The following is a 22,650-nucleotide window of genomic DNA, read 5'->3' on the forward strand; positions in this document are numbered from 1 at the left end:
GTCTCCTCGTGAACCGATACCCTGGAGCCATGACGCACTCCGGCAATCCCTTCGGTCAGGTGCTCGTCGCGCTCATCACCCCGATGACCGCCGACGGCGAAGTCGATTGGCCCGCCACCGAGAAGCACATCGACGACGTGATCACCGCGGGGGCGGACGGCATCGTCGTCACCGGCACCACGGGTGAGACCTCCACCCTCACCGATCCCGAGAAGCTGCGTCTCGTCGAGGTCGGCAAGAGCGTCTCGGCCGGTCGCGCCAAGATCATCACGGGCGGCGGGTCGAACGAGACCGCGCACGCGATCGAGCTCTACAAGGCGAGCGAGAAGGCCGGCGCCGACGGCATCATGATCGTCACGCCGTACTACAACAAGCCCACGCAGGCCGGCATCCTGACGCACTTCCGTCTCGTCGCGGACGCGACCGACCTGCCGGTGATCCTCTACGACATTCCCGGTCGAACCGGTGTGCCCATCAAGTACGAGACGATCCTGCGTCTCGCCAAGCACCCGAACATCCTCGCCATCAAGGACGCCAAGGGCGACTTCAGCGAGGTCAGCCGCGTGCTGAACCAGACCGACCTCATGTACTTCTCGGGAGACGACGCCAACGTGCTGCCGCACCTGTCGATCGGGGCTTCCGGTCTCATCGGTGTGACGGCGAACATCACCGCGACGCCCTACCGCACGATCGTGGACGCCGTGAACGCGGGCGATCTGGCCTCGGCCACGGCCGCGCACAAGAGTCTCGAGCCGCTGGTCCGCGCCGTCATGACGCACGTGCCCGGCACGGTCGCGGCGAAGTACATCCTGCACGGCCTCGGCCGCATCGGCAGCCCGCGCGTCCGCCTGCCCCTCGTCGGGCCGGAGGAGTGGGAAGCCGCCGTCATCGAAGACGAGCTGGCCCTGGTGAAGGACGTGGCCGGCGCCGACTTCTCCAACTTCCGCCCCGACCGCAACGCGGCCGCCGGCGGTGCCCTGCCGAAGGTGCACGGCACCACGAGATAAGCATCGGCGTCCGCCGAACCGCGGCCAGGGACGCCACACGAAGGGATGCCGCGAGGCGGCATCCGAGGAGGCTCATATGCCCACTACCCCGCTCGACCCGCCGGCGCTGGCCGCCGGAACCCTCCGCGTCATCCCGCTCGGCGGTCTCGGCGAAGTCGGCCGCAACATGACCGTGTTCGAGTACGACGGGAAGCTGCTCGTCGTCGACTGCGGTGTGCTGTTCCCCGAGGAGCACCAGCCCGGCGTCGACCTGATCCTGCCCGACTTCGAGCCCATCAAGCACCGCCTCGACGACATCGTCGGCGTCGTGCTGACGCACGGACACGAAGACCACATCGGCGCGGTTCCCTACCTGCTGAAGCTCAAGAGCGACATCCCCCTCATCGGTTCCGGCCTCACGCTGGCGCTCATCGAGGCGAAGCTCAAAGAGCACCGCATCCGGCCGTACACCCTGACGGTGAAAGAAGGCCAGCTCGAGAAGGTCGGCCCGTTCGATCTCGAGTTCATCGCCGTGAACCACTCCATCCCCGATGCCCTCGCGGTCGCGATCCGCACGCCCGCGGGTCTCGTGCTGGCCACGGGCGACTTCAAGATGGACCAGCTGCCCCTCGACGGTCGGATCACCGACCTCCGTGCCTTCGCCCGCTTGGGTGAGGAGGGCGTCGACCTCTTCCTCGTCGACTCCACCAACGCCGACGTCCCCGGGTTCACCCCCACGGAGCGGGGCATCGGTCCCGTGCTCGACCAGGTCATCGCCCGCGCTCCGCGTCGCGTGGTGGTCGCGAGCTTCTCGAGCCACGTGCACCGCGTGCAGCAGGTGCTCGACGCCGCCCACGCGAACGGCCGCCGCGTCGCGCTCCTCGGTCGCAGTATGGTGCGCAACATGGGCATCGCGGCCGATCTGGGCTACTTGAACGTCCCCGATGGCGTGCTGATCGACTACAAGAAGGCGCGCGATCTTCCCGACGACCAGATCGTCTACATGTCGACCGGTTCGCAGGGTGAGCCGATGGCCGTGCTCAGTCGCATGGCCAACCTCGACCACGCGATCGAGCCGGGCGAGGGCGACACGATCATCCTGGCATCCAGCCAGATCCCCGGGAACGAGAACGCGATCTACCGTGTGATCGACGGTCTGACGAAGCTCGGGGCGACCGTGGTGCACAAGGGCAACGCCAAGGTGCACGTCTCGGGCCACGCTGCTGCCGGCGAGCTGCTCTACTGCTACAACATCCTCAAGCCCAAGAACGTGCTGCCCGTGCACGGCGAGTACCGCCACCTCATGGCCAATGCCAAGCTCGCGCGTGAGACCGGTATCGCCGAGGAGAACACGATCCTCGGTGAGAACGGCACGGTCGTCGACCTGCGCGACGGCGTCGCGAAGGTCGTCGGTCAGATGGACATCGGCTTCGTCTACGTCGACGGCTCGTCGGTCGGCGAGATCACGGATGCCGACCTCAAGGACCGCCGCATCCTCGGCGAAGAGGGCTTCATCTCGGTCATCGTCGTCGTCGACTCGGCGACCGGCAAGATCGTCTCCGGCCCCGACATCCACGCGCGAGGTGTCGCGGAAGACGACAAGGTCTTCGACAGCGTCAAACCGAAGATCGCCGCGGCGCTGGCCGAGGCGGCGAAGTCGGGCGTCAGCGACAACCATGCTCTCTCGCAGGTGGTCCGCCGCACGATCGGACGCTGGGTCAATCAGTCGCTTCGTCGTCGGCCCATGATCGTGCCGATGGTCATCGAGGCCTGATCCGCCTCGAAGCGCCGCGGGTTCGCCCGCGGCGCTTCGTCGTTCCCGCCCCGCGCGCGGACGACGCTCGATATCATGCGGGCATGCCCGGTCTCCCGATCCGTGCGGCGCTCCCCTCAGACGGCGCCTTCCTCGCCGACATGACGGTGGAGGCCGCCACCTGGCGTGCCGGTGTCTCGAGGCCGCGTCACGAGATCGTGAGCAGCGCGGAGCACCGTCGGTACATCTCGGGGTGGATGCGTCCCGGGGATGCGGGATTCGTCGCCGAGTCGCCGAGCGGCGAGCCCGTCGGGGCGGCGTGGTACCGCATGCTTCCGCGTGACGAGCCCGGCTTCGGGTGGGTCGGTACGGGGGTACCCGAGCTCATCATCGGTGTGCGCCCCGTCTGGCGCGCGCACGGCACCGGGCGCGCGCTGCTGCAGCGCCTCGTCGACCACGCCCGCGCACAGGGGTACGCGCGGATCAGCTTGAGCGTCGAGCGCGACAATTTCGCGGTGTCGCTGTACCGGTCCGAGGGCTTCGCTGTGGTGCGGAAGGGGATGGGGCGCGACGTCATGGTCAAGCGCCTGGCCTGAAGTCCGCGTCGGTACCCCGGAATGTCGGAGGTCCGGCCTACCGTGGAGGAATGCCTCGTACCTCGTCACCGTCCGGCGGCCGCGCTCCCGCCAAGGGGTCGTCGCGCGCGAAGGCCGCCGCCCCCGCGTCGAAGCGCGCCGCTCCGGCACCCAAACGCTACGTCGACGAGCCTGAGAAGCCCGCCGCTGCGGTCCGTGCGTGGATGGCCGTCGCCCACGGCGTCGGCGGCATGTTCCGCGCTTTCGGGCCCGAGAACCTCGAGCGCGATCAGCGTCGGGACGGCTTCCCGTTCTTTCTCGTGGTGCTCGCAGCTCTCGGCGCGGTGGTCGAGTGGTTCTTCATCGGGACGGATGCCGCTGCGCTGATCAGTGCATACAGCTTCGGCGGACTGGTGGGTCGGGTCGCTTTCGTTCTGCCGGTGCTGCTGCTTCTGCTCGCGGGCTGGCTGTTCCGGCATCCGGCGTCGGTGCACGACAACGGGCGCGTGGGCATCGGTTTCGCCCTGTTCATCGTGACGGTGGCAGGGTTCTGCCACGTCGCCGGCGATCGCCCCGCTCCCAACGTCGGGGGTCTGCCCGCGCTGAGCCCCGCGGGCGGGCTCGCCGGCTGGATCGTGGGTGAACCGCTCGCTCTCGTGCTCACGAACGTCGGGGCCTACATCGCCCTCTCGCTGCTCGCGGTTCTGAGCATCCTCATCCTCACCAAGACGCCGCCGAACCGCATCGGCCGCCGTCTGGGCGACCTCTACGCCTGGATGTTCGGGGCCGAGCGGGCGGAGCGCGACGACGCGACGGCGACGCAGGTGCTGCCCGTCGATGACTCCGACGAGGAGTCGAGCGAGAAATCGCTGCCGTGGTGGCGTCGCAACAAGACCGGTCGTGAAGAAGAGACCGATGGGTCTCTCGGGTCGAATGACCTGACAGAGCTGTTGTCGCCCGGAACGACGCAGGGGGGTTTCGAATCCGCCGTGGTCGAGCCCGAGTCGACCACCCGTCCGACGCCGCCGCCGTTGCCTCCGACACCCGACGCTCTGACCGAGGTCTTCGATGCCACGGCACTCGCGGGTGCCGCTACCGGCCGCGGTCTGCACGACGACTCGCCTCTCGGAGAGTCCGCCGACGACGACCTGCCCGGGATCTCGGGCCTGGGCGGCGATCACGCCGGTGCGCCCCCCGCGGCGAACTACCGCCTGCCCGCGGTCACCGCTCTCGCCGCCGGAACGCCGCCCAAGGCGCGCTCGGCCGCGAACGACGCCGTGGTCAAGGCCATCGAGAGCGTCATGGAGCAGTTCAAGGTCGACGCACGCGTGACCGGTTTCTCGCGCGGCCCGACCGTGACACAGTACGAGATCGAGGTCGGCCCGGGCGTCAAGGTCGAGCGCATCACTGCACTGACCAACAACATCGCCTATGCCGTGGCCTCCAACGAGGTACGCATCCTCGCGCCCATCCCGGGCAAGAGCGCGATCGGTGTCGAGATTCCCAATGCCGACCGCGAGATCGTGACCCTGGGCGACATCCTCCGCTCGGATGCCGCGACCTCGTCGACGCATCCGATGACGATCGGTGTGGGCAAAGACGTCGGAGGCGGGTTCGTGGTCGCGAACCTCGCGAAGATGCCGCACCTTCTGGTGGCCGGTTCCACCGGCTCGGGAAAGTCGAGTTTCGTCAACTCGATGATCACGAGCCTCCTCATGCGCGCCAAACCGTCCGACGTTCGAATGGTGCTGATCGATCCGAAGCGCGTCGAGCTCACGTCGTACGCGGGTGTTCCGCACCTGATCACCCCCATCATCACGAACCCCAAGAAGGCGGCCGAGGCGCTGCAGTGGGTCGTGAAAGAGATGGACATGCGATACGACGACCTGGCGTCGTTCGGCTTCCGGCACATCGACGACTTCAACCGTGCCGTGGTCGCCGGCGAGATCACGCTGCCAGCCGGTAGCGAGCGCGTCCTCAAGCCCTACCCTTACCTGCTGGTCGTCGTCGACGAGCTCGCCGACCTCATGATGGTCGCACCGCGTGACGTCGAGGACTCGATCGTGCGTATCACGCAGCTGGCCCGGGCCAGCGGCATCCACCTCGTCCTCGCCACCCAGCGTCCATCGGTGGACGTCGTGACCGGTCTCATCAAGGCGAACGTGCCCTCGCGCCTCGCCTTCGCGGTGACCAGCGTCACCGATTCCCGCGTCATCCTCGACCAGCCCGGTGCCGACCGTCTGATCGGACAGGGCGACGGTCTCTTCCTGCCCATGGGGGCCTCCAAGGCCCTCCGCGTTCAGGGCGCGTGGGTGAGCGAGCAGGAGATCGAGAAGGTCGTCGCGCACGTCACGCAGCAAGCGCGTCCCGAGTACCGTTCCGACGTGCAGGCCGCGGCCGAGAAGAAAGAGATCGATGCCGACATCGGTGACGACCTCGAATTGCTGCTCGCCGCCGCCGAACTCGTCGTGTCGACCCAGTTCGGCTCGACCTCGATGCTGCAGCGCAAGCTCCGCGTCGGCTTCGCCAAGGCCGGCCGCCTCATGGACCTCCTGGAGTCCCGAGAGATCGTCGGGCCGTCCGAGGGTTCGAAAGCGCGCGACGTCATGGTGACCAACGAACAACTCCCCGCGGTGCTCGCGCGACTACGGGGCGACGACGCTCCAGCCGCTCCGGCGCCAGGGGCCGACGACCGTTACGGCTCCGATCCCGTCGAGGCGCAGTTCGCCGGTCTTCCCGTGGTGAACGCCGACGACGAAGAAGGCTCCGAAGACGCGTGGCAGCTGACGGGGCGCGACTGATGGCCGTGCACCCTCAGTTGCCCAACGCGATCACCGTCGCGCGCATCGTCTGCGCGCCGATATTCCTTTGGCTGCTGCTGGCCGATGCGGGCTCTGGCGGCGGCCTCCGTTGGGCCGCGGCGGTGCTGTTCATCGTGGCGATCGCCACCGACGGCGTCGACGGATACATCGCCCGCAAGTACGACATCGTCAGCGACCTGGGCAAGCTTCTCGACCCCATCGCCGATAAAGCTCTCACCGGACTCGCCTTCATCGGTCTCTCGATCCTGGGCGAGCTTCCCTGGTGGATCACCATCGTCGTGCTTGTGCGTGAGATCGGTATCACCGTCTATCGCTTCCTCGTGGTCAACGACCATGTCCTGGCGGCCGCCTGGATGGGCAAGCTCAAAACCGTCTTCCAAGCCATCGCTCTCTCGATCGCTCTGCTCCCGTTCGCGTCTCTGTCTGATGCGAGCGCCTGGCAGGCCACCGTCTGGTGGGGGAGCGTCATCACGATGACGATCGCGGTCATCCTGACGATCGCTTCGGGTCTCGATTACGTCGCGACCGAGGTCCGGGCGGCGCGGGCGAAGCGAGGCGCGCGGTGATCGACGGCGTGCCCGACGACCTCGACGAGACCCTCGTCCGCACGCCTCGCGAGAGCGCGTCGGTGCTGCTGGAACGGCTCGTCGAGCTGGGATGGACGGTCGGCGTTGCGGAGTCGCTCACCGGAGGACTTGTGGTCTCGGCGCTCGTCGACATCCCGGGCGCCTCGCGTGCCGTGCGAGGGGGAGTGGTCGCCTATGCGACCGACCTGAAGCATGGTCTGCTCGGCGTCGACCAGACGCTCCTGGAGGCGCACGGGGCCGTGCACCCGCGCGTAGCGCGCCAGATGGCCCGCGGGGTGAGAGACGTTCTGGGCCGGGACGGCGTGCCGACCGATGTCGGGATCGCGACCACCGGCGTCGCCGGCCCGGAGGAGCAGGACGGTCAGCCGGTCGGCACCGTGCACATCGCGGTGTCCACGCCGCTGGGCACCCGGGTGGACTCGCTCGTCATCGCCGGCGACCGCGAGCGCATCCGCCGCGAGACGGCCCATCTCGCGATCCGTCGCGCATTGGCCGCCCTGTGACGACACCCGCTTTCCGGCTTCGAAAAAAGCGGGAACAAATCATGGCACATCCCGGTTTTGTCTCACGATTCCCATCCGGTGCACAGCGCGCGGCATTAGGGTGACCACAGAAGGTGTTTCACAGTCGTTCACAGCGGACGGCGACGGAATCAGCAGTGAGGAGGGCCCCAACATGATCCTGGTTCGTCAAGAGATCGGCGAAGTCCTGCGTGACCTCCGCCAGCAGAAGGGTCGTACCCTCCGCCAGGTCGCCAGCCGTGCGAGTGTGGCCCTCGGCTACCTCAGCGAGGTCGAGCGCGGGCAGAAGGAGGCGTCGAGCGAGATCCTCGCGTCGGTCGCGGAAGCCCTCGACGTCCCCATCTCGACCATCATGCGTGAAGTCGGCGATCGACTCTCGGTGCTCGAAGGCCTCCAGACCTTCCCCGACGTGGTGCCCGACGAGCTCGTCGCCTCCGTCGAGCCCGAGCTCTCGCTCCGCTGATCGACGCTCGTGCGTCGTAGTGAGTTCGACCGCGCCGTCAGTGATGAGTTCGGCGCACGAGGCGGCTCGCTGTTGACAGACCTTGTGCTGTCGGCCGTGGGTGGGCGTACGAGCGTCGACGCTCTCTCCGCCGGCGTCGATCCGCGCGACGTCTGGCTCGCGCTGTGCGAAGAGACCGACGTCCCCGCTGATCGTCGTTACGGAGTCGGCCGGCTGGAACCGCGGCGCTCCTGACCCGTTCGCGTCCGCTGCGGCGCGCCGCTGAGGATTTCGGCTCTCGGTGTCTGCTCGTCGGCGTGTCATCGAATCTACGTTCGATACGGGCGTAGGCTCCTGCACATCAGGTTTCGTTCCTGACGTCTCCCCAGTTAGGGGCTTCTCCGCAGCCGATGTCGGAGGCCCTCTCTAACGTGGGAAACGTCGAACGACACCCTGAACGCCTTGTCGGGCAGGCCCACCGTCGGTGGGAGGCTCGACAGCCTATAGGCGACCGGAACGCGAGAAGAAAGAAGACGTCATGCCCTCACCCGCAGAGCGCGAAAAGGCCCTCGAGTCCGCGCTGGCTCAGATCGACCGTCAGTTCGGAAAGGGCTCGGTCATGCGACTGGGCAGCGACGATCGTGCGCCCATCGAGACCATTCCCACGGGCTCCGTCGCTCTCGACGTTGCCCTCGGCATCGGCGGTCTGCCTCGCGGCCGCATCATCGAGATCTACGGCCCGGAGTCGTCGGGAAAGACCACGTTGACGCTTCACGCGATCGCCAACGCCCAGCGCGCGGGCGGCATCGCCGCTTTCATCGATGCTGAGCACGCTCTCGACCCCGAATACGCGAAGAAGCTCGGCGTCGACATCGACGCCCTTCTCGTGTCTCAGCCCGACACCGGTGAGCAGGCGCTCGAGATCGCCGACATGCTGATCCGCTCCGGCGCGATCGATCTCGTCGTCATCGACTCGGTCGCCGCCCTGGTTCCCGAGGCCGAGATCAAGGGTGAGATGGGCGACTCGCACGTCGGCCTGCAGGCTCGCCTCATGTCGCAGGCGCTGCGAAAGCTCACCGGTGGTCTGAACACCACGAAGACGACGGCGATCTTCATCAACCAGCTGCGCGAGAAGATCGGCGTCTTCTTCGGCTCGCCCGAGACCACGGCCGGTGGAAAGGCGCTCAAGTTCTACGCGTCGGTGCGACTCGACATCCGTCGCATCGAGACGCTGAAGGACGGTACCGAGGCCGTAGGTAACCGCACGCGCGTCAAGGTCGTCAAGAACAAGATGGCGCCGCCGTTCAAGCAGGCGGAGTTCGACATTCTCTACGGCGTGGGTATCTCGCGTGAGGGAAGCCTCATCGACTTCGGGGTCGAGCACGCCATCGTCAAGAAGTCGGGCGCCTGGTACACCTACGATGGCGAGCAGCTCGGTCAGGGCAAAGAGAACGCGCGCAATTTCCTCATCAAGAACCCCGATATCGCGGAAGAGATCGAGACGAAGATCAAAACCAAGATGGGCATCGGTGGCGCTCCCGTTGCCAGTGCGCCGGCAGACGACGAGCTTGCCGCGCGGCGCCCGGCCTGATGACCGACGACACGTGGAGCCCCGGTCGTCGGCCCTCCGCGGGAGCGGGTGACGACCGGAGCTTCGCTGACGCCGACGAGCGGGACAAGTCGAAAGACGGGGGCAGTCTCGAGGAGTTCTCGGTGCGCGATGGGATTCAGGCCGTCGACGACACCCGCCTCGCTCCCATCATCCCTCTCTTCGGCACGGGTGCACAGCCGGGTGGAGAGCACCCCTCGCGTCGGCAGGTCGTCGAGGACACACCGGGCGGAATGCCCCGAGCCGAGGTGACGGCGACGCCCGGCGTCGGCCGTCCCCACCTCTCGGTCGTCGATGACGACCGCGACGACGCAGGATCGTCGCCGGGCCGGGTCGAGATTCGTGAACAGGCGGAGGCGATACTTCTGCGCAAGCTCCGTTCTCGATCTCTTTCGCTGTCCGAGGCGCGTGCCGTCGTGCGCGGCGTCGATGGTGCCGATGATTCCCTTGCGGACGAACTCGTCGACCACTTCGTCGACCTCGGGTACCTCGACGACGCGGCGTTCGCCGAGCAACTCGCGATGTCAGCCGTCGAGCGCAAAGGCGAGGGGCGGCGCGCCGTCGCTGAGACGCTGCGCAAGCGCGGCATCCCGAGGGAGGTAGCCGAAGAGACCCTCGCCGCTCTTCCCGACGACGACGCCGAACGTGCGCTCGACTTCGCGCGGTCGAAGGTTCGTGGGGTGGAGGGCAAGGAGTACGACGCCGCCCTGCGGAGGCTCGCGGGCCAGCTGTCGCGGCGCGGGTACCCGTCGTCGGTAGCTCTCCCGGCCGCGAGGACAGCCCTCGAAGAAGCCGGGATCGGGCGTAGCCGGTCGTTCTCGCGGCCGTCGTCGGGCGTGAGGTTCAGCCCCGACCAGTGACGTCGGGGCACTCGTCGTCGACGCCGGTTCTCGGAACCTCAGTGGGCGACGCCGGCCCCCGAGCCGCCGCCGGACACGGCGGCCACGACCCGACCGAGCTCTCGCCGCGAGGGCGCTCCGACCTTCATCCGCGCCTGGTAGACGTGCGACTCCACGGTACGGATCGACAAGAACAGGCGCGTAGCGATCTCGCGGTTGGTGAGACCCTCGTCGGCCAAGAGTGCGATCTCGCGCTCTCGCGTGGTCAGCTCCTCGACAGCCTCCTCGGGGAGGCCATGCATGGTTCCCCGCGGGATGGCGACAGGGGGCTGGGACTCGGGCGCGTCCGGGGCAGACCACAGGCCGTGCAGCCGGAGCTCATCGACCGGGAGCAGCTCTTCTTCGCTGGTGCGGGCCGCCACCCGACGGACGGCCGCGACGGCGAGAGGGAGGTCGGTGGTCGCCGCGAGCTGGACGAGCTCGTCGATTTCCGCCTCTTTCGCCTCTCCCAGCGTGATCAGCCGGAACAAGTCTCGGACGCGTAGTGCGGCGGCAGAGCGGCCACACGAGAGGTCCGCCGCGGCGCGGACGGCCTGCCGCGCCTCGTCGGTGCGTCCCTCCGCCGTGAGAATCGTCGTCTCCACGTACAGACGGCTGCGCACCAGGAGCGGCGCGGGTCCTGTTCGCAGACGGTTCAGCATCGATCGAGCCTCTTCCGTGCGGCCCGCCGTCGCCAGCTCGTCCGCAACGGCGAGCCCGATCATGGTCGCGTCCAGCGGCGTCATCGCCGACGGCTCCCGCGAGAGCGCGGTGGCGAGTTCCCGCTGCGAGGCCTCCGGACGGCCGATGCAGGCGAGGGCGATCGCGGAGGCGGCCCCGGCGATGGAGAGGTCCTCGGACTCCCCTTCTCTGGCCGTGATGCGCACTTCGTCCTCGAGACGCTTGTGTATTGCCGTGCCGTCGGCGCCCGCGATCTGGTGGCCGGCAAGCATGCTCAACAGCGCCCTGAGACGGTCGCGCACGCCGATACCCTCCGGACGTTGACGAGCGTCGAGGATCCGCTCGATCGCTCGGTAGTGCTCCTGGGCGCGGCGCCAGTCTCCGCGGAAAGTCTGCGCGGATCCGGCCGCGATGAGGGCACGGAGCCGGGCCGCGGGGGTCGCGGAGGGCTCGGTCAGCGCGTGCTCCGCCACCGTCGCGGCCCGCGCCCCGTCCATGTCGGCGACCGCGCCCGCAGCGTCTTCGAGCAGCGCATCGATCCGGCCGTCCGCGATCGTCGACACGGTGGCGCGGTCCTCGGCCGTTCCACGAGCGACACGCGCAGCGCGGGATCGTGCGATGCGACGGCGCGTCTGCGTGCCGGCGGTCTGCGCGGGCTCGGGCGACATGCCCGGGTCATCGGGGGTGGCAAGGCGCGCTTCGAGCCGGAGTTCGGGGTCCTCCACCGCCCGCAGGCCCCGCGCGGCGTGTGCAGCGGCGTGCGCGGTGTCGCCCCGGTCGTTGGCTTCGCGAGCAGCGTCCAGCGCGACGCGGGCGCGCAGCTCGGGGGAGTACGCCTCCTCACCGGAGGCGCCGACGCCGAGCCGGTGCCAGCGCTCCGACACAGAGACGGCGATGATCGAGCTCCACCATTCCTCCGCCTCGGTCAGCATGCGCGTGCCGGCCGCCTCCACCAGTGCGTCGATCATGGATGGGCCGAGCTGTCTCTGCGCCTCCTGGGCGACGAGGTCGTTGGCGGTGAGGCGGCGATCGACGGAGGCGTCGGCGTGCAGGAGCCCCGTCGCGACGAGTGCTTGCACGCTCTCGGCATCGAAAAGTCGTGTGGCGACGGCGAGTTCGAGGTGGGGGAGCCGCCGCACTCCCGCGAGGCAGGCGAGGTCCTCCCGGGGGAAGTCGGCGACGTGTTCCGAGAGCGCGACGGCGAGCCGGCTGTGCCGAGCCACGGTCTGCAACGCGGTCAGCGGGTCGCGCCCGATGCGCGCCGCGGCGATCGCCTCGATGATCAGCTGTCGTAGAAGGGTCCGGGACCCGTCGGCTCGCCACGCGATCGCGGCGCGGGTCGTGTTGTCCAGCAGATCGGCGCCCGGGAAGAGGGCGATCATATCGAGGGCGTCGTCTGTGCTGAGCTCGGCGAGGTCGATCCGGCGTGCGAGACCGTCGAGCCAGAGGTCGAGAACAGTACGGCGCACGATGTCCGAATCGTCAGGGCGGGAGAGCGATCGAGCGCGCGCCGTACGCATCCCCACGACCGCCGTCACCCGACCCGCGGCGATGCCTCGGGCGAGGGCCCGCGTCGACGCGACATCGAGCGAGTCGACATCGTCGACGACCGCCACACCCTCGACGACGCTCGTGGCGGTGTGCTCGCTGAGGGCGCGGAGCCCGACGTGCCCGGAGGCGTCGATGGCTCCGAACTCGACGTTCGACAGCGCGCAGGACGTCCGCAGCTCGACAGCAAGAGCGTCGTGCCGCTTCAGTTCTGCGGCGATGGTGCGCAGAAGATAGCTTCGTCCGCTCCCGCGCGGACCCGCCAGCACCAGCGATGTGCCGCCTCGAGCTCGCTTCGCCAGCGCCGCAGCATCCCGGTCCGTTCCGACCAGCCCTCTCGACCACTTCGTCGAACGGTCTTCCCCCATACTCTTCTCCCCCCGGAGACCGCCCGTGGATCTTGTAGGCGGTGACGTGTCCCCCAAATTACCTACACGAGACGCACTTTCTTGTCCGGAATACGCACCCTTTGACCCGGTATGCGCCAGAAGGTGCGAGCTCCGTGGGGGAGGGGATCGCACGCGAACAGACGGTCGAGGCGGTGCCGACGTTTAGACTTGCTCGCATCATGACCACCCCCGTTTCGACCCCGACGCTCATCGAACCGTCCGCCGCCGCTCACGGTGTCGATGGCCCGCGCACCTACGAGGTCCGTACGTTCGGCTGCCAGATGAATGTGCACGATTCGGAGCGGCTTTCGGGCTCGCTCGAGAGTGCAGGATACGTCCGCGCGGACGCCGGCGCCGAGGCGGACGTCGTCGTGATCAACACCTGCGCGGTGCGCGACAACGCCGCCGGCAAGCTCTATGGAACCCTGGGGCACCTGAAGTCGCGCAAGGATGCGCACGCCGGGATGCAGATCGCCGTCGGCGGTTGCCTCGCCCAGATGGACAAAGAGGCCGTCCAGCAGAAGGCTCCATGGGTCGACGTGGTGTTCGGCACGCACAACATGGGCTCACTGCCCGGCATGCTCGAGCGTGCACGTCACAACGGCGAAGCCGAGCTCGAGATCCTGGAGTCGCTGGAGATCTTCCCCTCGACGTTGCCGACCAAGCGCGATTCCGTCCACAGCGGATGGGTGTCGATCTCGGTCGGCTGCAACAACACCTGCACCTTCTGCATCGTGCCGAGCCTGCGCGGGAAGGAGAAGGACCGCCGCCCCGGCGACATCCTGAACGAGATCCGCCTGCTGGTCGATGACGGCGCCATCGAGGTCACCCTGCTCGGGCAGAACGTCAACTCGTACGGCGTCGAGTTCGGAGACCGTCTCGCCTTCGGCAAGCTGCTGCGCGCTGCGGGCGAGATCGAGGGCCTCGAGCGCATCCGTTTCACGAGCCCTCACCCGGCTGCCTTCACCGACGACGTGATCGCGGCCATGGCGGAGACCCCCGCCGTCATGCCGCAGCTGCACATGCCGCTGCAGTCGGGCTCGGATCGCATCCTCAAGGCGATGCGCCGCTCGTATCGTAGCGAGAAGTTCCTCGGCATCCTGGACCGTGTGCGCGAGCGAATTCCGAACGCGGCCATCACGACCGACATCATCGTGGGCTTCCCCGGTGAGACCGAGCAGGATTTCCAAGAGACGCTGCGGGTCGTCGAGGCCGCGCGCTTCTCGAGCGCCTTCACGTTCCAGTACTCGATCCGCGAGGGCACCCCCGCAGCGACCATGGCCGATCAGGTGCCCAAGGCCGTCGTGCAGGAGCGTTACGAGCGCCTGCTCGCGCTGCAGGACCGCATCGCGGCCGAGGAGAATCAGAAGCAGCTGGGTCGCACGCTCGAGGTGCTCGTCTCGGCCGGTGAGGGTAAGAAGGACGCCTCGACCCACCGTCTGACCGGTCGCGCCGAAGACAACCGCTTGGTGCACTTCGAGCTGCCGGAGGGGTCGCCTCTCCCGCGCCCTGGCGACGTGGTGTCCGTCACGGTGACCCACGCGGCGCCCTTCCATCTGCTCGCCGATGCCCCCGACGGAGCACCGCTGCGCATCCGCCGGACGCGCGCGGGCGACGCGTGGGATCGTTCGCAGGCCGAGTCCTGCGGCGTCCCGGTGCCGGCGGGCGAGAGCGGCGTGGCGCGCGCCGTGTCGCTGGGCCTTCCCACCCTTCGCGTCGGCGTGTGACCGCGCCCGTCCTCTGGGCCGTCGTCGGCGCGACCGGGACGGGCAAGACCGGTCTTTCGCTCGATCTCGCCGAGGCTGTGGCCGCCCGCGGACGGCGGGCGGAGATCGTCAACGCCGACGCCATGCAGCTGTATCGCGGCATGGACATCGGCACCGCCAAACTTCCTGAGACCGAGCGTCGCGGCATCCCGCACCATCTCTTCGACGCGCTCGCGGTCACCGACGAGGCCGCGGTGGCCTGGTATCAGGATGCCGCCCGCACGGCGATCCGAGAGATCCACGGTCGGGGGTCCGACGCGATCCTCGTGGGCGGATCGGGGCTCTACGTCTCGAGCGTTCTCTGGGACTTCCGCTTCCCCCCGCGCGACGAGAAGCTGCGCGTCGAACTCGAGGACGAGCTCGAGCGACACGGTTCGGGTGTGCTCTTCGCACGTCTCCGCGAGGCCGACCCCGCGGCCGCCGAGCGCATCGACCCGCGCAATGGCCGCCGGGTCGTCCGCGCCCTCGAGGTGCTGGCACAGGGCGACCAGACGCACGGTGGTGCTCTCCCCGAGGCGCCGGAGTTCTGGCATCCGGCGACCCGGATCGTGGCCACCGCCGTCGACCGCGAGGAGCTCGTGCCGCTACTCGACGCGCGCGTCGAGCGGATGTGGGCGGACGGGCTGCTCGACGAGGTCGACGCGCTGCGCGCGGAGGGCCTCGAGCGCGGCGCGACCGCGGGGCGGGCGATCGGATACGCGCAGGCCCTCGGGCACCTCCGGGGCGAACTCACCCGGGACCAGGCCATCGCCGAGACTCAGGCGCTCACGCGGCGCTACGCGCGTCGGCAGGTGTCGTGGTTCCGGCGGTATGCCGGAGCCCTCTGGGTCGATGCGCGGACCGCGGATGCCGGGCTCCTGGCATCCCGAGTGGGGGAGGAATCGTGACGATCGACATCCGGGCATTCGAGGCGACCGATGAGGACGCCGTCGTAGCGCTGTGGGAAGAAGCGGGTCTCACCCGTCCGTGGAACGATCCGCGCGCCGACATCCGCCGCAAGCTGACCGTGCAGCCGGAGCTCTTCCTCGTGGCGGTCGACGACGCCCGGATCGTCGGCAGTGTGATGGCGGGATACGACGGCCACCGCGGCTGGCTCTACTACCTCGCCGCCGCGGCCTCGCATCGTGGCCGTGGAATCGGTCGGCTCCTCGTGGCGGAGGCGGAGCGTCTGCTCGAAGCGATGGGCTGCCCCAAGGTGCAGCTCATGGTGCGTCCCGACAACACCGGTGCACGTGGGTTCTACGACGCGCTCGGCTACGAGCCCTTCGACACCTGGGCGACCGGCAAGCGGCTCGTCGTGGACGGGCCCTCGTCCTCGGCATGAGCGGCCAGCGCGCGGCGACCGCTCTCTAGACTGGGCGCATGGCGACTCTCGCGTTCACCAAGGGGCACGGCACCGGCAACGACTTCGTGGTGGTGGCCGACCCCGACGGGGAACTCGAGCTCTCCGACGCGCAGATCGCCGTGCTCTGCGACCGTCACTTCGGCATCGGAGCCGACGGGTTGCTGCGTGTTGTCCGTTCCGCCGCTCTCGATGAGGGCGCCGAGGCCGCGGCATCCGGTGCCGAATGGTTCATGGACTACCGCAATGCCGACGGATCGAAGGCGGAGATGTGCGGGAACGGCACGCGCGTGTTCGCCCGGTACCTGAGCGACACCGGTCTCGCCACGCTCGACGGAGGGCTGCGCATCGGCACGCGCGCGGGGGTGAAGACCCTCACGCGCAGCGAACGCGGTTACGAGGTCGACCTGGGCGTCTACGCGATCGAGGGCGATGAGACGCTCGTGCGCGCCAAGGGGCTGCCGGTCGCGCGCCCGGGGGTGGGAGTCGACGTCGGCAACCCGCACGTGGTGGTGGCACTGTCCTCGGAGGCGGAGCTCGAGGGGCTCGATCTCACGTACCAGCCGGTCCTCGACCCGTCTCCCCGTCACGGTGCGAACGTCGAGTTCGTCGTTCCGTCCGACCCGCTCGTGCGCGACGGGGTCGGCGCGATCCGCCTGCGCGTGTTCGAGCGCGGAGTGGGGGAGACGCTGAGCTGCGGCACCGGCGTGGCCGCGGCAGCCCTGGCTGTGCGGCACTGGGCAGGGGTGGCCGCCCCCGACTCCTGGGTCGTCGATACGCCCGGGGGAACGTTGGGCGTGCGCGTGGCCGAGGGTCGCGTCTTTCTGTCGGGCCCGGCATCGCTGGTGTTCACGGGCGAGGTCGCGCTCGCCTGAGGCGCGCGGCCTTCTCGTGGACGCGCGAGATCACACGGTGGCGTGAGGTGCCCCGATCGGCGCACGAGCGATCGGATGACAGAACGCGGACGGTGCGATCGCGGCATCCGGTCGCGGCGCGGCGAGGAGGAGTCTCGGCGTCAGGAGACGACGTCGATGAGCTCGCTCGGCGGCGAACCGTGCTTGCGCACGCGCAGCACACGGAAGCCGCGGCCGGTGGCTGCGCGCTGCACGCCGTACCCCTCCGGGAAGGTCGCCGCGAGCCAGCGCTGCAGGGAGTCGGAGCCGAGATTGCGCTGGACGACGAACCAACCGTCGCTGCGCTCCGAGAGGCGCGGGATCCAGTGCTGGAGCATGCTGTGCAACTCGGACTTGCCGACGCGGATCGGCGGATTGGACCGGATGGTGCGGAACGACACGTCGTCGGGAACATCCTCGGGCCGCACCGCGTTGATGTTGTGGAGGCCGTGGGAATCCGCGTTCCGCCTCACGAGATCGAGAGCACGCTCGTTGACGTCGACCGCCCAGATGGTCGCGTGCGGTGAGGCGAGCGCCAGCGACAGCGAGATCGGACCCCACCCGCACCCCAGGTCGAGGAAGTGCCCACCGGCGGGAGGGGGCGGGGTGTTCGCGAGCAGCACCGAGGTGCCGGCATCCACGTGGTCGGGACTGAAGACGCCGCCGGCCGTGACCACCTCGAGTTCTCGACCGGCCAGCGTCACGCGAAGGCGGCGGAGCTGCTCGGGACTCGACGGCGACGCGCTGAAGTAGTGCTCGCTCCCCATCACGCCAGGATATCCGACCGGCCCCCACGCCGCCGGGCCGGATAAAGTGCCAGAACACGCGGGAACACCGCGAACGGAAGGAACCCATGACCGAACAGACCACACCCCCGAGCACCGACGCGTCTCCGGTGGATCCGGTGGACCGTGTGCTCTCGCGCGCCGAAGCGCACCGAGGGGTCCGGGTCTTCGGTGCCGCGCAAGCTCTCCAGGACGTCACCACGGCCTACGGCGGCGACTCCGACGGCGACCAGTGGGACCGCGAGGAACGTGCGGCGTTGCGTCGCGTCGCCGGTCTCTCGACCGAGCTCGAAGACGTCACCGAGGTCGAGTACCGACAGTTGCGCCTCGAGAACGTCGTGCTCGTCGGCGTGCACCCCCAGGGCGAGCAGGCGGATGCCGAGAACTCGCTGCGCGAACTGTCGGCGCTGGCCGAGACGGCCGGTGCCGTCGTCCTCGACGGCGTGCTGCAGCGGCGGCCCCATCCGGATCCGGCGACCTACGTCGGACGCGGCAAGGCGGCGGAACTGCGCGACATCGTCGCCGCCGTCGGTGCCGACACCGTGATCGCCGACACCGAACTGGCCCCCAGCCAGCGGCGCGCCCTCGAAGACGTCGTGAAGGTCAAGGTGATCGATCGCACGACGGTGATCCTCGACATCTTCAGCCAGCATGCGAAGAGTCGCGAGGGAAAGGCTCAGGTCGAGCTCGCGCAGCTCGAATACCTGCTCCCGCGCCTGCGCGGATGGGGCGACTCCATGTCGCGTCAGGCCGGTGGACAGGTGGGCGCGGGCGGCGCCGGCATGGGTTCGCGCGGTCCCGGTGAGACGAAGATCGAACTCGATCGCCGTCGCATCCGCACGAAGATGGCGCTTCTGCGCAAGCAGTTGCGTGATTTCGCGCCGGCCCGCGAGGCCAAGCGCGCCGAACGCAAGCGGCACACGATCCCCTCCGTCGCGATCGCCGGGTACACCAACGCCGGTAAGTCGAGCCTGCTCAACCGCCTGACGAGCGCCGGAGTGCTCGTCGAGAACGCCTTGTTCGCGACCCTGGATGCCACGGTCCGTCGCTCCGAGACGAGTGACGGCCGCGTCTACACGTTGACCGACACGGTCGGCTTCGTTCGGAACCTCCCGCATCAGCTCGTCGAAGCGTTCCGCTCCACGCTCGAGGAGGTCGGCGACGCCGACGTCATCCTCCACGTCGTCGATGCCTCGCATCCCGACCCGGCCGCGCAGCTGATGACGGTACGCGATGTGATGGGCGACGTCGACGCGAACTTCGGTCAGGAGATCGTGGTCTTCAACAAGGCGGACCTGGTCGGCGAAGACGACCGTCTCGTGCTGCGAGGGCTCGCGCCGAACGCGAAGTTCGTCTCGTCCCGGACGGGAGAGGGCATCGAGGAGCTGCGCGCCGCCATCGAGGACGCCCTGCCGCGGCCGGCGGTCGAGGTGCAGGCGATCGTTCCCTACGACCGTGGCGACCTCGTCTCTGCCGTGCACGAGAGCGGATTGATCGTCGCCCAGGAGCACCGCGAGAGCGGGACGTTCCTGCACGCTCACGTGGGCGCGCGCCTCGCGGCGGAGCTCGCCGCGTTCGGAGCCTGATCCCCGGTCGGATCACGGGCCTCCGCGCTTCGGCGTGGGGGCCCGTCCCTTTTGCCTCCGTCGGCCGCGCGGGGCGCCTCCGCCCGGAGGGTTGTCTGCGCCTCCGGCGCCTCGAGAGGTCAGCTGAGCTCGAGTGCCCGGACGCCGGGGGTCTCGAAGCCGAACACCGCGCCGAGGAAGCCGAGCTCGCGCTCGAGCGAGTCGATCACCGTCTCGGACCGCCGGAAGCCGTGACCCTCGCCCTCGTACAGCACGTACGCGTGCGGCACGCCGTGCGCGGTGAGAGCATCGCGGATGGCCTCGGCCTGCGAGGGCGGGACGACTCTGTCTTCCGAGCCCTGCAGGATCAGCAGGGGTACGCGGAACAGATCCGGGCGCCCCAGAGGTGATCGCTCGACATACACCGCCTCGGCCTCGGGCAGGGGGCCGATGAGTCCGTCGAGGTAGCGAGCCTCGAAATCGTGGGTGTCCTCGGCGAGAGCGCGAGCATCTCCCACGCCGTAGCGCGAGATACCGGCCGAGAACACGTCGGTGCGGGTCACCGCGGCCAGCACCGTCCACCCGCCCGCCGATCCGCCGGCGACGGCGAGACGACCGGGGTCGGCGAGACCCGCCTCGGCGAGGGCGGATGCCGCGGCGGCGACGTCATCGACATCGACGACGCCCCACTGTCCCTTGAGTCGGTCGCGGTACCTGCGCCCGTAACCGGTGGAGCCGCCGTAGTTGACGTCGAGAACGCCGATCCCGCGACTGGTGAAGAACGCTGTCTTCGCCGAGGGGGCGGGACCCACGTGCGAGGTGGGTCCACCGTGGACGAGGACGACGTAGGGCGGCCGCTCGTCTGCGGCGGGAGTGACGTCGGGGTTGGACGGGGCGTAGGCGAAAGCGTGCACCGGGCCATGGGGGCCGTCGGTCGACAGGGCGCGGGCTACCGGCATCCATTCGTCCCCCCAGGAGCCGGCACCGCCGGTGACGAGCTCGACCGAGCCGGACTCGAGGTCGACCAGCCAGAGTCCCGAGCGTCCGCCCGCATCGGACCCCGAGACGAGCACGCGCGCGTCGCGGACATCGTCGATCGCGGCTCCCGCGACGACGGGGACCCCGACCGGGCGCACGCCACTGGGGGCGATCTCGACGATGTCGTCGGCTCCGTTGGTGCGGACCGCGACGACGCGCCCGTCGGCGGCGGCCCCGAACCACCGGGTGCCGAGGACCCACAGGCCGCCGCCGGTGTCGGCGTCAGCGGGGGCGAGGGCCTGGGCGTCGCCGTCGAGAGGGCGGCGGAAGAGGTTCCAGCGCCCGTCGGGATCGTCGGCGTAGAGCAGCTCGTCGTCCGCTATCCAGACGGGCTGCAGCGGCGCGCGAGCCTCGCCGCCCGCCACATCGCGGACGGATCCCGTCTCGAGGTCGGCAACGCGCAGGACCGTGGCATCCCACGGCATGTCGGGGTGGTTCCAGGCGACCCAGGCCAGACGCCGACCGTCGGGGGAGAGGGCCGGCTGCGCGAGGAAGTCGCTGCCCTCGGCGAGCACCTCGACTGTTCCGTCGAGCGGGATGCGCACGATCGCCCGGCGCGGAACTCGGGAAGAGCCGTGGGTCTCGCGGACGGCCAAGAGGACGCCGTGCTCCCAGCGGAGGCCGCCGTGGCGTACGGCGTCGTCGGCGGGAGTCAGCGCCCGCGCGGTCTCGCCCGGACGGAGCGCGTACACGCGCTGGTCGGTCTTCTCGACGTAGTACAGCTCACCGTCGTCGGACGCCGTCCACGCGCCGCCGCCGTACTCGTGGACCGCGGAGCGCGCATTGGCGGGTGCGGGGAGCACCGTATCGATCGAGCCGTCGGCCCGGCGGCGTTTCACCGCGACGCGACCCGCTTCGTGGGGGACGGACTCGCCCCACCAGATCTCGTCGCCCACGAGCCGCGCTCCGTCGACCCGCGGTGACGCCTGCGCGACCGACCCGGCCGTGATCGGGGAGGGCCAGGAACCGTAGGGGAGCGTGTCAGCCATGACACCAGCCTAGGCAGGGGCTCCGACATTCGACCCGGCGATCGCCCCGCATCCGTGGGAACCCGAAGGCGGGTGAGGTGCCGAGCGGCCCGGAGCGTGCAGAGGGCCGGATGCCGCCGCGCGTGCGGGCATCCGGCCCTGGATGGTGCGATCAGACGGTGCGCAGCACGGCGACCACGCGACCGAGGATGACCGCCTCATCGCCGAGGATCGGCTCGAACGCGCTGTTACGGGGGAGGAGCCAGGTGTGGCCGTCGCGCCGGCGGAACGTCTTGACGGTCGCCTCGTCGTCGAGCATGGCGGCCACGATCTCGCCGTTCTCGGCGGTGGCCTGAGAGCGGATGACGACCCAGTCCCCGTCGCAGATGGCCGCGTCGATCATGGAGTCGCCCGAGACCTTGAGCATGAACAGGTCGCCCTTTCCGACGAGCTGGCGCGGGAGAGGGAAGATCTCCTCGACCTGCTGGTCGGCCGTGATCGGCACGCCGGCGGCGATGCGACCGACCAGGGGCACGAGGGCGGCGTCGCCCAGGGCGGGGGCGGTGTCGGCGGGGTTCTCGGCGGCGGCGCCGGGAAGATCGATGAGCACCTCCATCGCACGTGTCTTGCCGGGGTCGCGACGGAGATATCCGCTGAGCTCGAGCTGATTGAGCTGGTGGGTGACGCTCGAGAGCGACTTGAGGCCGACCGCGTCGCCGATCTCGCGCATGCTCGGCGGATACCCGTGCCGAGCGATCGAGCGCTGGATCACTTCGAGGATCGCCAGCTGCTTGTCGCTGAGGTTCTTCCGCCGCCGCGTCTGCGGCCGCTCGCGGCCGGCAGCGGTCGTCGCGTCGGTCATCTGTGCTCCCCTCGCGCCGCGGGAACCACGGCGGAAATTCGAATGTCGGAGGTTGGTGATGAGGTCTCCGTGTCGAAACCGTATCCGGTCGACGACCCGAATGACACGGAGCCCCACGCGTGTCGCGTTCGATTCGTATGCGATACACGACGTCTTGACACTCGAACAGGTTCGAAGATAGATTCGGAATACAGATTCGCACCACCGCCCTCCCGGCCGAGGGCGGGGTGCGAATCTCTCCCCACCAAGGAGCACATCATGAGCAGCATCGCCCTCACCGCCCCGTCCACCCGCCTGCGCATCACCGCGCGCGGCCGTCGTGTCGTGGCGTTCCTCGTCTCGCTTCCGATCGTCGCCGTGCTTGCCGTGGCGATCGTCGGCGGCGGGTCCGCCCTTGCGTCCGGCGACGCCGGCGCCCCCGCCGGGGCGTTCACCGAGATCACCGTCATGAGCGGCGAGACCCTGTGGTCCATCGCTGAAGACGTGGCCCCCTCGGCCGACCCGCGTGACGTGGTCGCCGAGATCACTCGCCTCAACGCTCTTCCCGGCGGCTCGGTGTCGGCGGGTCAGCGCATCGCGATCCCCGCCGAGTACGCCCCCGCGGCCTGAGCGCCCCGACCCGGCTCGCGCACTCCGCCCT

20 protein-coding genes are annotated in these 22,650 nt (G+C 69.3%); 16 read left to right on the top strand and 4 right to left on the bottom strand.

Features of this window, described 5'->3' with window-relative positions; translation table 11 throughout:
• Window positions 1-29: 29 nt before the first annotated feature.
• The 10 genes from dapA to MTE01_RS03025 all read left to right on the top strand — a co-directional run bounded on the left by dapA (window position 30) and on the right by MTE01_RS03025 (window position 10,155).
• Window positions 30-1,007, top strand: coding sequence for a 4-hydroxy-tetrahydrodipicolinate synthase (dapA, locus tag MTE01_RS02980; protein WP_103210415.1), 978 nt, complete (start codon window positions 30-32; stop codon window positions 1,005-1,007).
• A gap of 76 nt (window positions 1,008-1,083) precedes the next feature.
• Window positions 1,084-2,760, top strand: a complete 1,677-nt coding sequence (locus MTE01_RS02985) for a ribonuclease J (protein ID WP_141375618.1) — start codon at window positions 1,084-1,086, stop codon at window positions 2,758-2,760.
• Window positions 2,761-2,843: 83 nt separating this feature from the next.
• Entirely contained in the window at window positions 2,844-3,335 is a 492-nt protein-coding gene (locus MTE01_RS02990; protein ID WP_116238386.1) for a GNAT family N-acetyltransferase, read from the top strand.
• A 50-nt stretch (window positions 3,336-3,385) separates the two neighbouring features.
• Entirely contained in the window at window positions 3,386-6,115 is a 2,730-nt protein-coding gene (locus tag MTE01_RS02995) for an FtsK/SpoIIIE family DNA translocase (RefSeq protein WP_116238385.1), read from the top strand.
• Entirely contained in the window at window positions 6,115-6,702 is a 588-nt protein-coding gene (gene pgsA, locus MTE01_RS03000) for a CDP-diacylglycerol--glycerol-3-phosphate 3-phosphatidyltransferase (protein ID WP_116238384.1), read from the top strand. The genes MTE01_RS02995 and pgsA overlap by 1 nt, the downstream gene beginning before the upstream one ends.
• Entirely contained in the window at window positions 6,699-7,226 is a 528-nt protein-coding gene (locus MTE01_RS03005; protein WP_103210426.1) for a CinA family protein, read from the top strand. Before pgsA ends, MTE01_RS03005 begins: the two co-directional genes overlap by 4 nt.
• A 172-nt stretch (window positions 7,227-7,398) precedes the next feature.
• Window positions 7,399-7,707: a helix-turn-helix domain-containing protein gene (locus MTE01_RS03010; RefSeq protein WP_055835145.1), complete on the top strand. Its 309-nt coding sequence runs from the start codon at window positions 7,399-7,401 to the stop codon at window positions 7,705-7,707.
• Between the two features lie 9 nt (window positions 7,708-7,716).
• The gene (locus MTE01_RS03015; RefSeq protein ID WP_103210429.1) at window positions 7,717-7,941 is read left to right on the top strand and encodes a DUF3046 domain-containing protein; all 225 of its coding nucleotides are present in this window, start codon (window positions 7,717-7,719) and stop codon (window positions 7,939-7,941) included.
• A gap of 283 nt (window positions 7,942-8,224) precedes the next feature.
• Window positions 8,225-9,277 carry a recombinase RecA gene (gene recA, locus MTE01_RS03020; RefSeq protein ID WP_103210431.1) on the top strand — a complete coding sequence of 351 codons (1,053 nt, stop codon included), beginning with the start codon at window positions 8,225-8,227 and terminating at the stop codon, window positions 9,275-9,277.
• Window positions 9,277-10,155: a regulatory protein RecX gene (locus MTE01_RS03025; protein WP_246077947.1), complete on the top strand. Its 879-nt coding sequence runs from the start codon at window positions 9,277-9,279 to the stop codon at window positions 10,153-10,155. Before recA ends, MTE01_RS03025 begins: the two co-directional genes overlap by 1 nt.
• A 38-nt stretch (window positions 10,156-10,193) precedes the next feature.
• Here the strand turns inward: MTE01_RS03025 and MTE01_RS03030 are convergent, their stop codons facing one another.
• On the bottom strand, window positions 10,194-12,770 hold the full coding sequence (locus tag MTE01_RS03030; RefSeq protein WP_141375620.1) for a helix-turn-helix transcriptional regulator: 2,577 nt from the start codon (window positions 12,768-12,770) through the stop codon (window positions 10,194-10,196).
• 200 nt (window positions 12,771-12,970) lie between these two features.
• Here MTE01_RS03030 and miaB point away from each other — a divergent pair, with 200 nt between their 5' ends.
• Genes miaB through dapF form a run of 4 tightly spaced genes read left to right on the top strand, consistent with a single transcriptional unit; the run spans window position 12,971 to window position 16,774 of the window.
• Entirely contained in the window at window positions 12,971-14,518 is a 1,548-nt protein-coding gene (gene miaB / locus MTE01_RS03035) for a tRNA (N6-isopentenyl adenosine(37)-C2)-methylthiotransferase MiaB (RefSeq protein ID WP_103210435.1), read from the top strand.
• Entirely contained in the window at window positions 14,515-15,444 is a 930-nt protein-coding gene (gene miaA, locus MTE01_RS03040; protein ID WP_103210438.1) for a tRNA (adenosine(37)-N6)-dimethylallyltransferase MiaA, read from the top strand. The genes miaB and miaA overlap by 4 nt, the downstream gene beginning before the upstream one ends.
• Window positions 15,441-15,881, top strand: coding sequence for a GNAT family acetyltransferase (locus tag MTE01_RS03045; protein ID WP_141375622.1), 441 nt, complete (start codon window positions 15,441-15,443; stop codon window positions 15,879-15,881). The genes miaA and MTE01_RS03045 overlap by 4 nt, the downstream gene beginning before the upstream one ends.
• 38 nt (window positions 15,882-15,919) lie before the next feature.
• Complete coding sequence (gene dapF, locus MTE01_RS03050; RefSeq protein ID WP_103210443.1) at window positions 15,920-16,774, top strand: diaminopimelate epimerase; 855 nt, start codon at window positions 15,920-15,922, stop codon at window positions 16,772-16,774.
• Window positions 16,775-16,914: 140 nt separating this feature from the next.
• Here the strand turns inward: dapF and MTE01_RS03055 are convergent, their stop codons facing one another.
• Window positions 16,915-17,559 (bottom strand): class I SAM-dependent methyltransferase, encoded by a 645-nt coding sequence (locus tag MTE01_RS03055; protein ID WP_103210445.1) that lies wholly within the window; start codon window positions 17,557-17,559, stop codon window positions 16,915-16,917.
• 86 nt (window positions 17,560-17,645) lie between these two features.
• Between MTE01_RS03055 and hflX the strand changes: the two genes are divergently transcribed.
• Window positions 17,646-19,163, top strand: coding sequence for a GTPase HflX (gene hflX, locus MTE01_RS03060; protein ID WP_103210447.1), 1,518 nt, complete (start codon window positions 17,646-17,648; stop codon window positions 19,161-19,163).
• Window positions 19,164-19,282: 119 nt separating this feature from the next.
• On the opposite strand, the gene MTE01_RS03065 is transcribed toward hflX, so the two are convergent.
• Together MTE01_RS03065 and lexA are read right to left on the bottom strand one after the other, a co-directional pair.
• Entirely contained in the window at window positions 19,283-21,169 is a 1,887-nt protein-coding gene (locus tag MTE01_RS03065) for a S9 family peptidase (protein WP_141375625.1), read from the bottom strand.
• Between the two features lie 151 nt (window positions 21,170-21,320).
• Entirely contained in the window at window positions 21,321-22,010 is a 690-nt protein-coding gene (gene lexA / locus MTE01_RS03070) for a transcriptional repressor LexA (protein WP_103210451.1), read from the bottom strand.
• Between the two features lie 258 nt (window positions 22,011-22,268).
• Between lexA and MTE01_RS03075 the strand changes: the two genes are divergently transcribed.
• The gene (locus MTE01_RS03075; protein ID WP_116238379.1) at window positions 22,269-22,619 is read left to right on the top strand and encodes a LysM peptidoglycan-binding domain-containing protein; all 351 of its coding nucleotides are present in this window, start codon (window positions 22,269-22,271) and stop codon (window positions 22,617-22,619) included.
• Window positions 22,620-22,650: the final 31 nt, after the last annotated feature.

It is taken from the genome of Microbacterium testaceum, assembly GCF_006539145.1.
GTDB lineage: Bacteria > Actinomycetota > Actinomycetes > Actinomycetales > Microbacteriaceae > Microbacterium > Microbacterium testaceum.

What these genes read in the sequence shown, in the direction of transcription:
- dapA (WP_103210415.1), top strand. Translation starts at nt 30, where the DNA reads ATGACGCACTCCGGCAATCCCTTCGGTCAGGTGCTCGTCGCGCTCATC.
- MTE01_RS02985 (WP_141375618.1), top strand. Translation starts at nt 1,084, where the DNA reads ATGCCCACTACCCCGCTCGACCCGCCGGCGCTGGCCGCCGGAACCCTC.
- MTE01_RS02990 (WP_116238386.1), top strand. Translation starts at nt 2,844, where the DNA reads ATGCCCGGTCTCCCGATCCGTGCGGCGCTCCCCTCAGACGGCGCCTTC.
- MTE01_RS02995 (WP_116238385.1), top strand. Translation starts at nt 3,386, where the DNA reads ATGCCTCGTACCTCGTCACCGTCCGGCGGCCGCGCTCCCGCCAAGGGG.
- pgsA (WP_116238384.1), top strand. Translation starts at nt 6,115, where the DNA reads ATGGCCGTGCACCCTCAGTTGCCCAACGCGATCACCGTCGCGCGCATC.
- MTE01_RS03010 (WP_055835145.1), top strand. Translation starts at nt 7,399, where the DNA reads ATGATCCTGGTTCGTCAAGAGATCGGCGAAGTCCTGCGTGACCTCCGC.
- recA (WP_103210431.1), top strand. Translation starts at nt 8,225, where the DNA reads ATGCCCTCACCCGCAGAGCGCGAAAAGGCCCTCGAGTCCGCGCTGGCT.
- MTE01_RS03025 (WP_246077947.1), top strand. Translation starts at nt 9,277, where the DNA reads ATGACCGACGACACGTGGAGCCCCGGTCGTCGGCCCTCCGCGGGAGCG.
- MTE01_RS03030 (WP_141375620.1), bottom strand. Translation starts at nt 12,770, where the DNA reads ATGGGGGAAGACCGTTCGACGAAGTGGTCGAGAGGGCTGGTCGGAACG.
- miaB (WP_103210435.1), top strand. Translation starts at nt 12,971, where the DNA reads ATGACCACCCCCGTTTCGACCCCGACGCTCATCGAACCGTCCGCCGCC.
- dapF (WP_103210443.1), top strand. Translation starts at nt 15,920, where the DNA reads ATGGCGACTCTCGCGTTCACCAAGGGGCACGGCACCGGCAACGACTTC.
- MTE01_RS03055 (WP_103210445.1), bottom strand. Translation starts at nt 17,559, where the DNA reads ATGGGGAGCGAGCACTACTTCAGCGCGTCGCCGTCGAGTCCCGAGCAG.
- hflX (WP_103210447.1), top strand. Translation starts at nt 17,646, where the DNA reads ATGACCGAACAGACCACACCCCCGAGCACCGACGCGTCTCCGGTGGAT.
- MTE01_RS03065 (WP_141375625.1), bottom strand. Translation starts at nt 21,169, where the DNA reads ATGGCTGACACGCTCCCCTACGGTTCCTGGCCCTCCCCGATCACGGCC.
- lexA (WP_103210451.1), bottom strand. Translation starts at nt 22,010, where the DNA reads ATGACCGACGCGACGACCGCTGCCGGCCGCGAGCGGCCGCAGACGCGG.
- MTE01_RS03075 (WP_116238379.1), top strand. Translation starts at nt 22,269, where the DNA reads ATGAGCAGCATCGCCCTCACCGCCCCGTCCACCCGCCTGCGCATCACC.